9 protein-coding genes are annotated in these 12,093 nt (G+C 53.7%); 2 read left to right on the top strand and 7 right to left on the bottom strand.

All coding sequences use genetic code 11. The features are described from left to right. Nucleotides 1–44 precede the first annotated feature (44 nt). The 3 genes from VSR74_RS10725 to VSR74_RS10715 all read right to left on the bottom strand — a co-directional run bounded on the left by VSR74_RS10725 (nt 45) and on the right by VSR74_RS10715 (nt 2,871). Nucleotides 45–1,013, bottom strand: a complete 969-nt coding sequence (locus VSR74_RS10725) for a TerC family protein (RefSeq protein WP_347794726.1) — start codon at nt 1,011–1,013, stop codon at nt 45–47. Nucleotides 1,014–1,298: 285 nt separating this feature from the next. Further along, nucleotides 1,299–2,297, bottom strand: coding sequence for a Gfo/Idh/MocA family protein (locus VSR74_RS10720; RefSeq protein WP_347794725.1), 999 nt, complete (start codon nt 2,295–2,297; stop codon nt 1,299–1,301). A gap of 73 nt (nt 2,298–2,370) precedes the next feature. Further along, a complete protein-coding gene (locus VSR74_RS10715) occupies nt 2,371–2,871 on the bottom strand; it encodes a M48 metallopeptidase family protein (protein WP_347794724.1) in 501 nt (166 codons plus the stop codon). An 83-nt stretch (nt 2,872–2,954) separates the two neighbouring features. Here VSR74_RS10715 and rlmG point away from each other — a divergent pair, with 83 nt between their 5' ends. Continuing rightward, complete coding sequence (gene rlmG / locus VSR74_RS10710; RefSeq protein WP_347794723.1) at nt 2,955–4,091, top strand: 23S rRNA (guanine(1835)-N(2))-methyltransferase RlmG; 1,137 nt, start codon at nt 2,955–2,957, stop codon at nt 4,089–4,091. Nucleotides 4,092–4,330: 239 nt separating this feature from the next. Beyond that, a complete protein-coding gene (locus tag VSR74_RS10705; protein ID WP_347794722.1) occupies nt 4,331–4,747 on the top strand; it encodes a helix-turn-helix domain-containing protein in 417 nt (138 codons plus the stop codon). 69 nt (nt 4,748–4,816) lie between these two features. Here the strand turns inward: VSR74_RS10705 and VSR74_RS10700 are convergent, their stop codons facing one another. From VSR74_RS10700 to VSR74_RS10685, 4 genes are all read right to left on the bottom strand, one after another. Continuing rightward, complete coding sequence (locus VSR74_RS10700; protein WP_347794721.1) at nt 4,817–6,835, bottom strand: NADPH-dependent 2,4-dienoyl-CoA reductase; 2,019 nt, start codon at nt 6,833–6,835, stop codon at nt 4,817–4,819. Nucleotides 6,836–7,004: 169 nt separating this feature from the next. After that, nucleotides 7,005–9,356, bottom strand: coding sequence for an alpha-glucosidase (gene ygjK / locus VSR74_RS10695; RefSeq protein WP_347794720.1), 2,352 nt, complete (start codon nt 9,354–9,356; stop codon nt 7,005–7,007). Nucleotides 9,357–9,409: 53 nt separating this feature from the next. Further along, the gene (ygjJ, locus tag VSR74_RS10690; RefSeq protein ID WP_347794719.1) at nt 9,410–10,471 is read right to left on the bottom strand and encodes a protein YgjJ; all 1,062 of its coding nucleotides are present in this window, start codon (nt 10,469–10,471) and stop codon (nt 9,410–9,412) included. Between the two features lie 85 nt (nt 10,472–10,556). Next, complete coding sequence (locus tag VSR74_RS10685; protein WP_347794718.1) at nt 10,557–12,056, bottom strand: APC family permease; 1,500 nt, start codon at nt 12,054–12,056, stop codon at nt 10,557–10,559. Nucleotides 12,057–12,093: the final 37 nt, after the last annotated feature.

Raw genomic sequence — 12,093 nt, 5'->3', positions numbered from 1 at the left:
CATCCGTGCTGTCCCCGGTGGTTGTCACCACCGGGGAAACAGACTTATTTTACATCACACTTTTTATCGTTCTGGTGGTTTACCCAGGCGTTGATAAGCAACGTCAGCAGCAGAATGCCACCCACCACGCCCAGCGAAATCGCGATAGGAATGTGGTAGAAATCGACAATCAGCATCTTGATACCGATAAATACCAGGATCACCGCAAGGCCATACTTGAGCATTGAGAAGCGCTCTGCCACACCCGCCAGCAGAAAGTACATCGCACGCAGGCCGAGGATGGCGAACAGGTTGGAGGTCAGCACGATAAACGGATCGGTGGTGACAGCGAAAATGGCTGGGATACTGTCGACCGCGAAAATAATGTCGCTAAACTCGACCAGAATCAGCACCAGCAGCAGCGGGGTCGCGTAAAGCAGCCCCTTCTTGCGCACAAAGAAGTGCTCATTTTCGATTTTATCGGTCATGCGTAAATGGCTTCGCAGCCAGCGCACCAGCGGTTTATCGCCAATGCCGCTCTCATCCTCTTTCGCCAGCGCCATCTTGATACCGGTGAACAGCAGGAACGCGCCGAAAACATACAGCAACCATTCGAACTGAGTAATCAGCCAGCTTCCGGCGAAGATCATGATGGTACGCAGCACGATCGCGCCCAGTACGCCATAAACCAGTACGCGGCGTTGCAGCGCTGGCGGCACGGAGAAGTAGCTGAACAGCATCAACCAGACAAAGACGTTATCGACGGCGAGTGATTTCTCTATCAGATAACCGGTGAGGAAGGCGAGCGCCTGCGGATCGGCGACCGCGCGGCCCTGGGTCTCCGCCAGATACCACCAGAACGCAGCGTTGAACAACAAGGAGAGCGTGACCCAGACAATAGACCAGGCCGCAGCCTGTTTCATGGTCATGGTATTAGCGCCGCGTCGCCCCTGTAACATCAGGTCGATGGCTAACATAATCACGACGACGACAGCGAATCCGCCCCACAGCAACGGTGTGCCGACACTATTCATAGAAATTTTCCTTACGCATAAAAAAACGGCTCACGTCGGAAGACGTCAGCCGCTGCTTTTTATGCATAGACCTCGCCTTCCGGCAAGGTCTCACTTACAACAAAAAGTATGCACTTCAAACGGTTGCCAGAAGGTGCATACGTTTTATTGCCCGGCGACCGGATACGGTTTTTCACGTATCGTAATGACGATCCACCGACAAGGAAGTTACTCCCCTTTGCAGGTTACAAAATATTACAGGCCATCGACGCCGTCAATAACCTGTAACATCCGTTTTACATAGCTTTACGCAGGGAGCTGCTCGCTGACATCATCAGCAGGGAAGGTGACACCCGTCTGACGGCGGATCTCCGTCTGCAGTTTCGCCGTGGTGCGGCTGACGGCAAGCCCCGGATGATTCACTTCGTTGGTTTCCACCAGACGAGCAAAAACCTCTGCTTCATACAGCATAGTATTAATATGCTGTGGCTGAGTGAGATCCTGCGCTTTAGCGCCGCGTGGCACGAAGGTGACTTTCTGGCATTCGGAGATCTTCTCAATGACCAGCGACCCGTCTTCGCCCTGGATTTCGCTTGGCAGTACGGAATCACTCACTTTCGAATGTTGTAATGTCACGCTGAAATCGCCGTAGTCGAGCACCGCCAGACCGTGGGCATCGACACCGCTCTCCAGCAGGCTCGCGGTCGCCTGCACGCCATGCGGCTCACCCCACAGCGCAACCGCCGAGGCCAGGCAATAAAAACCGATATCCATAATCGAACCGTTGGAAAACGTCGGATTAAAGGTATTCGGATTCTCGCCATCGAGATAGCGCTGATAGCGGGAAGAGTACTGGCAGTAGTTGATGAATGCCTTGCGGATTTTGCCTGTTTTACTCAGCGACTGCTGTAGCAGCAGAAAATTCGGCAGGCTGGCGGTTTTAAACGCCTCGAACAGCACCACCTGATTTTCACGCGCGGTTTCAATGGCTGCTTCCACTTCACGCAGATTAGAAGCCAGCGGCTTTTCACAAATCACATGCTTTTTATGGCGTAAGAAAAGCTGCGTTTGCGGGAAATGGAATGAATTCGGGCTGGCGATATATACCGCATCAATGGCATCGCTCTGCGCCATCGCTTCAAGCGAAGTAAAGAGGTGCTCGACGGGATAGTCGTTGGCGAAGGTTTGGGCCTGCTCAAGGCTGCGGGAGTAGATGGCGGTAAGCTTATATTTGCCGGTCTCGTGGGCGGCATCGACAAACTGTTTGGTTATCCAGTTTGTTCCAATGACTGCGAAACGTATCATAGACGCTGACGTGCTCCATAAAAAGGGATCTTCCCTCAATGTAGCACGTCAGAATGATAAAGCGCGTGCGCCCTTACGCAGTTTGATGTAATGACATTTGTGTCAGCCACAGTCGGGTATCAAACTCCAGTTGGTGGTACTGCGGCTCCATGTGGCAGCAAAGCTGATAAAACGCTTTGTCGTGCTCTTTCTCTTTCAGGTGCGCTAATTCATGCACCACGATCATGCGCAGAAACGGCTCCGGCGCATTGCGAAAAACGGTGGCGACGCGGATCTCCGCTTTGGCTTTCAGCTTCCCGCCCTGTACGCGCGAAACGGCGGTATGCAGACCCAGGGCATTTTTCAGCACATGGATCTTGTTGTCGTACATCACCTTATTAATCGGCGGGGCGTTACGCAGAAACTGGTTTTTCAGATCCTGGGTGTACTGCCAGAGTGCCTTATCGGTGGCGAAATCGTGCGTACCGGGATAGCGCTTTGCCAGCACGCTGCCCAGACGGCCTTCGGCAATCAGCGTGCGCACCTGCGAAAGCAGGTGTTCCGGGTAGCCCTGGAGATAAGTTAGTTGCGTCATCACAGCCCCAAATTGGATTAAAAAGTGTATACTCACGCACCCTTTTCAGGGATAACGCCAAATTTTACCATTCTGGAGGGCCGATGAGCCACATAGACAACGGTTTCCGTTCACTGAACCTGAAACGCTTCCCGGAGACGGATGACGTCAACCCGCTACAGGCGTGGGAAGCGGCGGATGAGTATCTGCTGCAACAGTTGGACGACACCGAAATCACCGGCCCGGTTCTTATCTTCAATGACAGCTTCGGCGCGCTGAGCTGTGCGCTGGCGGAGCATAAGCCGTACAGCATCGGCGACTCTTACGTCAGCGAGCTGGGCACGCGTGAAAACCTGCGCCATAACGACATTGACGAATCCAGCGTCAGATTCCTCGACAGCACTGCGGAATATCCGTCTGCGCCCGGCGTGGTGTTGATCAAAATCCCGAAAACGCTCGCTCTGCTGGAACAGCAACTGCGCGCCCTGCGCGAGGTGGTGACGCCGCAAACCCGTATCATCGGCGGTGCAAAAGCGCGTGATATCCATAACTCCACGCTGGCGCTGTTCGAGAAAATCCTCGGCACCACTACTACCACGCTTGCGTGGAAAAAAGCGCGCCTGATCAACTGCACCTTCACGAAGCCGGAACTGGCAGATGAGTCGCAGATCATGAGCTGGCCGCTGGAAGGCACCTCCTGGACCATTCATAACCACGCGAACGTCTTCTCCCGAACCGGGTTGGATATCGGCGCACGCTTCTTTATCGAGCATCTGCCGGAAAACCTGGAAGGCGAGATCGTTGACCTTGGCTGCGGTAACGGCGTGATTGGCCTGACGTTGCTTGAGAAAAACCCGCAAGCGTCGGTAGTGTTTGTTGATGAATCGCCGATGGCGGTAGCCTCCAGTCGTTTAAACGTCGAAAGCAACCTGCCGGACGCTATCGATCGCTGCGAGTTTATGATCAACAACGCCCTCTCCGGCGTCGAGCCGTTCCGCTTTAATGCGGTACTGTGCAACCCGCCTTTCCATCAGCAGCATGCGCTGACCGATAATGTGGCGTGGGAGATGTTCCACCATGCGCGTCGCTGCCTGAAAATTAACGGCGAGCTGTACATTGTGGCCAACCGTCACCTTGACTACTTCCACAAGCTGAAGAAGATTTTCGGCAACTGCACGACAATTGCCACCAACAGCAAGTTTGTGGTGCTGAAAGCGGTGAAGCTGGGCCGTCGGCGTTAAGGCGAGCCCCTCACCCCGTCCCTCTCCCACAGGGAGAGGGAGCAAAACCCACCGCTTTTGGAAGCGTGCTCACAGCTCTAAAAATTTACATCTGCCTTCTCTTGTATCGCTCTATTTGAAGCGTAAGCTCATTTAGCCCTGACGATGTAACGTATTGCCAATTTGTCAACGGAGTTGATGAAGAACGCACCTGATAACACAAAAAGCATTGAAGGATGCAGTCGGGAGATTTCCACAGAATGATGGTCATTTCTGAAGTACTGAGAGCAGGTGAAAAATTGACACAAGCCGCTCCTTTTCTGGCCGGTATTCAGAACGATGAGCAGTATAAAGAAGCGCTCAAACTGATTGAGCATCTGTTGCTTAACGATCCTGAAAACCCGCTTGTTGACCTGGTGTGCGCAAGAATCACTGCCTGGGAAGCGTCAGCACCAGAGTTTGCGGAATTTAATGCGAGGCTTGAAGCCACGCCAGCAGGCATTGCGGTAATTCGTACGTTAATGGATCAGTACGGATTAACCTTATCCGATCTTCCCGAAATTGGTAGCAAATCGATGGTATCCCGGGTTCTCAACGGGCAGCGAAAGCTAACCCTTGAACACGCGAAAAAGCTGGCGGCCCGTTTTGATATTTCTCCAGCATTGTTCATTGACTAAGGCGTCGCAGCCCTAACACCACGCACGATCGATCCCCTCTCCCTCAGGGAGAGGGCCAGGGTGAGGGGGTCAAATCTCCAGCGCCAGCTTTGTCCCCTGAGCAATCGCCCGCCGCGCGTCCAGCTCCATCGCCACATCGCAACCGCCAATCAAATGCACGACTTTCCCGCTTTCCGCCAGCGGTTGCGCCAGCGCGCGCTGCGGATCTTGCCCGGCGCAGATCACCACATGATCGACCTTCAATACCTGCGCTTCATTGCCGATCGTGATATGTAACCCTTCGTCGTCGATCTTCTGATAATTCACCGCCGGGATCATCTTCACTCCACGGGAAAGCAGCGTCGCCCGGTGGATCCAGCCGGTGGTTTTGCCCAGCCCATCGCCGGGTTTACTGGCTTTGCGCTGAAGCATCACGATCTGGCGCGGGCTTTTCGGCATCATTGCGCCTTCCGGACGCAGGCCGCCCGGCTGTTGCAGCGTGGTGTCGATGCCCCATTCCTGGCAAAATTCATCGATATTCTGGCTGGCAGGAACGCCGGGTTGACTTAAATACATCGCGGTATCAAAGCCAATACCACCGCAGCCGATAATCGCCACCGAATTTCCCACCGCAACTTTGTTACGCAGCACCTGGAGATAGGTCAGCACTTTGGGATGGTCGATCCCGTCGATAGCGGGAATGCGTGGCACGATCCCACAGGCGAGGATCGTTTCGTCAAAGGCCTGAAGATGATCCGCCGTGACGAGATGATTCAGTTTGAGCGTCACGCCCGTCACCTCGATCATCCGGCGGTAATAGCGCAGCGTTTCATAAAACTCCTCTTTGCCGGGGATCTGTTTGGCGATATTGAACTGCCCGCCAATTTCGCTGTGCGCATCAAACAGCGTCACCTGATGCCCGCGGGCGGCGGCGTTGATGGCAAACGCCAGCCCCGCCGGGCCCGCGCCGACGACAGCAAGGTTTTTCTTTTTCAGCGCCGGAACGACCGGCATTTTAGTTTCATGGCAGGCGCGCGGGTTTACCAGACAAGAGGTGACTTTGCCCATAAAGATCTGATCGAGACACGCCTGGTTGCAGCCGATGCAGGTGTTGATCTCATCGGCGCGGCCTGCCTGCGCTTTCGACAGCAGCTCGGCGTCGGCGAGGAACGGGCGCGCCATCGACACCATGTCGGCATCGCCACGCGCCAGAATATCGTCGGCGACCTGGGGATCGTTAATCCGGTTGGTCGTCACCAGTGGGATCGTCACATGACCTTTCAGCTTGCGAGTTACCCAACTGAACGCACCACGCGGTACGGGCGTGGCGATGGTGGGGATCCGCGCCTCATGCCAGCCGATTCCGGTGTTGATAAGCGTTGCTCCCGCCATTTCAATGGCCTGAGCCAGTTGTACCGTTTCGTCAAACGCGCCGCCGCCCTCAACCAGATCCAACATCGACAGACGGAAAATAATAATGAAGTCCCGGCCCACGCGCTCCCTCACGGCGCGAACCACCTCCACAGCAAAGCGCATCCGCCGTGGGTAGTCGCCACCCCATTCATCGTCGCGATGGTTGGTGCGTGCCGCCAGAAATTCGTTAATCAGATAGCCTTCCGAACCCATGATCTCCACGCCGTCATACCCGGCTTCCCGCGCCAGTTGGGCGCAATGGGCGAAGTCGTTAATCAGCGTCAGGATCTCATCGTGCGCCAGTGCATGCGGTGTAAAGCGGTTAATCGGCGCCTGAATGGCCGATGGCGCGACCAGATTTGGCTGATAGCTGTAGCGCCCGGTGTGCAGAATTTGCAGGGCGATTTTGCCCCCTTCCTGATGCACAGCATCAGTCACCCGGCGGTGTTGCGGTAGTTGGCTGGCGTCATTAAGTACCGCACCGCCCTCCATTCCGACGCCGGAAGGCGCCGGGGCTACACCACCGGTGACAATTAGCGCCACGCCGTGGCGCGCCCGCTCGGCATAAAACGCCGCCAGCCGCTCCGCCCCGCTCGGGTGTTCCTCCAGCCCGGTGTGCATCGACCCCATCAGGACGCGGTTTTTAAGCGTAGTGAAGCCCAAATCCAGTGGGGCGAACAGCGACGGATAGCTCATAGAATTGTCCAGTATGTAAAATTATTGTTATGTGGTCGGATGAGTTTAATTTAGCCGTCGCGGCGCAAAAGGGAAAAGGGGAATGTGGGGATTGTGATGGGAATCAAAAAGTATGCACTTGTTGGTAAAGTCGGAGGGCAGTAAGACTGCCATCCGACCCGGCGTCATATTACTGTTTTCGGAAAAAATCGTTATACAACATATACAAATGGGCGGCGCTCCAGGAGAAATTCGGTGCGCCTTGTTGCGCGCCGGTCAGCGGGTTGTAATTCTCCTGAATCGGGCCGTCGGCGGTTAACCCTTTGGCGTGCCGGAAGAAAGTTCCGGCGAGTTTCAGGGCATCCTCACGGTAACCGTAACGCTCCATCCCTTTCAGACCAAACCAGAACTGATCTACCCATACGCGTCCGCGCCAGTAGATATCCGCGCCAAATGCCGGATTGGTTAACGCCGCCGTACCCAGAGGCACAAAGGTATTGAACTCTTCAGGGGCCAGCATCACCTTGACTACCGCGTCGGCATGGGGCTGTGTTGCCGCGCCGTTAAACAGGGGCGACCAGCCTTCCGGCCCTTTGCCGCGCTCGACAATCGGTTTGCCAGCACAGCCATTCGCCAGCGCCTTATCTTCGATGCGCACGTCATAGAAGAACTGCGTGGTCGGGTCGAACATACAGGTGTTGATATAGTCCGCAAGTTTTTGCGCCAGTTGGCGATAATGTTTGGCCTCTTCAGGCTTACCGAGGATCGTCGCCATCTCTGCCAGATAGTGATTATCGCTGTACATATAGCTGGCCTGATCCACCGACTCCTGCAACAGAGAGTAGCCCAGCAGGGTGCCGTCCTTATTTCGATTTTCAGCGAATTTCACCGTCCAGTCGCTACGTTTGCCGCCGTTCGCGACATATTTATCCAACTGTTCTTTGTCGATAAAACCAAAGACGGCAGCATCATCACGGCCAGATTCCCACCCGGCGGCTTCCTGGGCTGGAATGGTCAGGCTGTCATATTGACCGCTGCTGGCGATTTCCGTGTATTTCCGCAAACCGGACAGCGTCTCCTCCTTGTCACCTTTCTTTACCGTAAACAGCATCTCCCCCGCATCCGTGTTGTGGGCTTTATCGCGGGTCGCGCCATATTCTGGCACACCGTTGCCGTTATGGTCGCGGTTGCGTAACCACCAGTCGTGGTAGGCCACCAGTTTCGGGTACATCTCTTCCAGCCAGGCTTTATCCTGGGTGACGTTGTACACTTCCATCACCGACCATGCCGCAAGGCTGGGTTTGGTATTACGTTCGTTCCAGTTACCACCATCGCCGCCGCGTTCGGGTATTTTGTTCCAGGTCACTAAGTCGAGGATCATCCCGCTATCCTGCGGACGAACAGGATCGTTTGGCTGAATTTGCCAGTCGAACAGCGCCCGGATGCTGTCTTTCGCTATCTCCGGGTTGAAGTGCACCATCGCGTAGGCAATCTTCCAGCTATCCCAGGCGTAAGTCTGGTTACCGGAGAACCAGCGAGCGGTAACGGAAGGGGTGACAGTATTATGCTTTACGGCTCCGCCGGGGGTGCGCCAGTTACCGGTAAGCGTTTCGATAGCTTTCACCGCGACGCGGGTCTGTTCCGGCGTTGCGTCAGGATTGTTTAACCCTTTACTCAGATACTCGTCCCAGCGTTTCTGCGATGCGAGCATATAAGAAGATGGGCGCGCCAGAATATCGCGGATTTGCCCCTGTTCTTTGCTTGCTTCCAGCGCCGTCAGCAGATGAGAGTAAGTCGTATAAATCGTTGTTGAGCCGTTGATATGGGCTTTGCTGGTGAAGCGATGACCATTAACTTCGGTGTCCATCTTCAGGGACTTATGCACCACATATTCAGATTCGCCGGAGGTCAGCAGATCCCAGGTTGAGCGCACCTTACCGAAGGTGACTTTCAGGCCATCGCGGGTGGGGACGATGGTGCGCTGATAGTCAGGGTACTCGACATCAACTCTCTTTCCGGAGGTCGGTTTCCCCTCTTTAGCTTCTACTTTTTCGAGCAACTCCCCATCCCAGACCAGATCTAAAGGAGTATTGCTGATGATTTTGGTTTCCAGCAGTGACGTTCGTGCGCTGGCAAAACGCAGTGTCATATCAATTTGAATACCAGGCGCGGTCAGCTTTTGCATCAGCGCACCGGGAATGCTGTAAGCCTGCATCGTCAGGGTGACTTTTTTACCGTTTTGGTAGACGGTCAGGCGATCAAAGTTAGTCGCCATAAAGTTGATGTACTCTTCTGTCAGCAGAGCGACGCCGGGAAATCCGCCCATTGTTTCGGGCCCGTTCGGAAGCAGATGTCCGTGCCATGAGCCCAGATCGAAAAAGGGGTTAAAGCGTTGATGACTGTCATTGTTGGTGTCACGCATATATTCAGGTGCGCCGTGACGATCAATGAGATCTTTAAAATCGGTAGCCGTAGCGGCATGTGCCGACATACTGAATAACAGGGCACAGGTCAGCGGGGCCAGGGCGTAAAAACATTTCATAAAAATGAAGCTCCTTTTCGCAACGAATGTGGAGAAGAAAATTATTCTTAGCTTTACCAGTAAAAATATTGCATCAGGAACAGCGTGTCCGTCGGGTCGCCGCTGCTGTTTTGCAGGTTAAATTTGCTGTCGAAGGCGGTGGCGAAACGGCCGCCGCCGTACTCGTACCAGATACCAAACTGCACATATGAGGTCGTTTCATCCGGGGCATTGTCCAGGCGGTGTTTGGCATAGTTGTAAGCCGTTGAGAGATAAAACCCTTTAAAGGCTTCATACATTGCGCTAACCATCGTGCCGGTTTCTGTACCGGGTTTGCCCAACCCGTCGCCGCGCCCTGTGTGGTGCCAGACACGCGCCCCGAAATTGGGTGTTAATATTCCTGTCAGAAATAACTCTCCGGTGCCATCGGTAATTTCCAGCCCGTTTAACCAGGTAACATCTTTGGCGAGGTCATACTGGATATACCCGTTCATCATCGCCGGGTAGATATATTTATCGGAGTAGCGATCGTACTTGCCGAAATGCAGCCAGGCATCATCTTCATCGGTATGTCCCGCAGGCACCGCTGTGAAGCTGTAGCGAAAATCACCCTGCAGATTCTGGACTTTCAGTGCCGTGGTGATATCCCGCGTATTGGGGATCTCATAACCAAATTCCGGCGTGAAATCAGCCCAATACTGCAAATCGTCCAGCGACGAGTCGTTATGCAGACTCAGAATAATTTCTGTGCCGTCATCGGTGCGATAGCCGCCGTAAAAACGGTTGATACCGCCCTCGAAACCGCCCCAGCTATGGTCAGGCACCCAGGCGTTGCCGTCATGGTCGGCCTGTACCGTCCAGCCTTCACCGTATATCAAGCCAAACCAGTGACCATATTTACCTTCCAGCCCTCCTTCGATATAGGTGCCGTCGCTGTATTTGTGTTTATATTCGTTTTCCAGATCCATATAGCCGCCAACGCCCATTTCGCCGTAGAAGCGAAACGAGGGGCTGGTAAGCTCCGGCGTTCTGGTATCGTCATGCTGGGCCGGAATGGACTCCTCCGCCGTGACAGGGAAAATGGCGCAGAGCGTCAGCGCAGCCGTTATTCTGCGAATATTTTTTTTGATTTCCATAGGTCTATTCCATTAGGAGTAAAATAGAAATCCTTTTGTTGTTTTTATTTCTGATGTGAAGCAGAGGCCTCACATCAGATTATTATTATATTTTGTTAAATAAAGAGTTATCGGTAGGGTTTTTCACTCGCCAGCGATTAAACAGCACACCGCAGTACCAGAATACGGCGATAATACTGACCGGGCCAAGAATCACCTGAATTAATGAACCGATAAAATTAGCTTTCCAGTCTTCCGGTGCGGGCACCAGCGCGGCCACGGTGGAGGCCGTAAAAATAACGACGATAGGAATAACAGATAACAGCGCCAGCATTCGTCCTTTCCCGAGGAAATAGAAGTCGCGTTCATAATCTGGATGGCTGGAGTTCAGGCGCAGTTTAATATATCCCGCCACCATAAATAGCACCGGGATGGTCGCCGCGCCGCCATCGAGATTTTTCACCGCCACCAGAATCGCGTTCATACCGGCGTTAAACTGGCCGAGCATAAACAGAATAATGATCACCGTAACGACAATGCCCTGCATTTTAAGGGCATTGATCGGCGTGCCTTCGTGATTCACCTCGGAGAGCTTGCTGCCGAAAATCCCCTTCGGCGCATCGACGAACAGCATTTTTACCGGCGCGGCAGTCCACAGCATCAGCGAGCCGCACAGGGTGGTGATCATCAAAAACAGGGCGATGACGTTAGTCCACCAGACCGGGAAACCCAACTGCTGGAAAGCGATATAAATCGCGGACAGCAGACCCAGGTTGGACGCCTGCTCGGCGGGCAGCACCATATTCATACAAAGAGAAGAGAGGATGATAATGCCCGAGAAAATAAAGACGTTCAGAATTAATCCGGTTCTGAAATTACGGTCGCCGCCGCGAATATTGCGCTTATACGCCGCCAGCGCTTCCAGGCCGCCCAGCGACTGTAGCGCCCATGACATTGAGGCGATCTTTGACCACGAGAGATCGATCTTCTCAAAGTACGCCGGAACCACCGGCGCGCCATCAAAGGTCACTGTACCGGTCGACAATTTCCAGGCGGCGGAGAGAATAAACAATAGCGTTAAGGCAAACCCGGCGTATCCCGAGAATGAAAGGGCGCGGGAGAGCCACTTCGGCCCCTTCATCGACACCCAGGTCGCCAGCCAGAACAGGGCGATTGAGGTAATACTGATGATGGGTTTAAACCAGGTTTGATCCAGCAGGTGGCTGACGAATGCCACGTCGCTGGAACAGGTGTACATAAAATAGGTCAGCACGTTGGGCAACAGGTCAACAAAATAGAAGATGTTGACGTAGAAATAGAAGAAACCGGCAATAAATCCCAGCTTCTTACCCATAATTAAATTAAGCCAGGTTTGATAGCCGCTTTCCGATTCACGTAATTTTTTGAGCGAAGAAAACTCAATAATCATGAATGTATAGGGGATGGCATAAAATAGTGAGGCAAAGGCGTAGAGCAGCCACGAGTTATTACCCCAGTCGGTATACTGACTGACCACACCTTTCAGAACAAATCCTCCTCCGGCGATGGAGAAGAACAGAAATGTCACTAATGACATTTGATACCGTGAATCTGATTGTTCAGACATGACCCTTTCCTTTTGCTTGATTTGATTGCGGGCGCCT

Source organism: Pseudocitrobacter cyperus (assembly GCF_039889165.1).
Classification (GTDB): Bacteria; Pseudomonadota; Gammaproteobacteria; order Enterobacterales; family Enterobacteriaceae; genus Pseudocitrobacter; species Pseudocitrobacter cyperus.
Note: the sequence above shows the minus strand (reverse complement) of the source record. Positions and strands in the feature narration are given on the sequence as shown.

Excerpts from the sequence above, each read along its gene's own strand:
- VSR74_RS10720 (WP_347794725.1), bottom strand. The coding sequence starts at position 2,297 with ATGATACGTTTCGCAGTCATTGGAACAAACTGGATAACCAAACAGTTT.
- rlmG (WP_347794723.1), top strand. The coding sequence starts at position 2,955 with ATGAGCCACATAGACAACGGTTTCCGTTCACTGAACCTGAAACGCTTC.
- ygjJ (WP_347794719.1), bottom strand. The coding sequence starts at position 10,471 with ATGGAAATCAAAAAAAATATTCGCAGAATAACGGCTGCGCTGACGCTC.
- VSR74_RS10700 (WP_347794721.1), bottom strand. The coding sequence starts at position 6,835 with ATGAGCTATCCGTCGCTGTTCGCCCCACTGGATTTGGGCTTCACTACG.
- ygjK (WP_347794720.1), bottom strand. The coding sequence starts at position 9,356 with ATGAAATGTTTTTACGCCCTGGCCCCGCTGACCTGTGCCCTGTTATTC.
- VSR74_RS10725 (WP_347794726.1), bottom strand. The coding sequence starts at position 1,013 with ATGAATAGTGTCGGCACACCGTTGCTGTGGGGCGGATTCGCTGTCGTC.
- VSR74_RS10715 (WP_347794724.1), bottom strand. The coding sequence starts at position 2,871 with ATGACGCAACTAACTTATCTCCAGGGCTACCCGGAACACCTGCTTTCG.
- VSR74_RS10705 (WP_347794722.1), top strand. The coding sequence starts at position 4,331 with ATGATGGTCATTTCTGAAGTACTGAGAGCAGGTGAAAAATTGACACAA.
- VSR74_RS10685 (WP_347794718.1), bottom strand. The coding sequence starts at position 12,056 with ATGTCTGAACAATCAGATTCACGGTATCAAATGTCATTAGTGACATTT.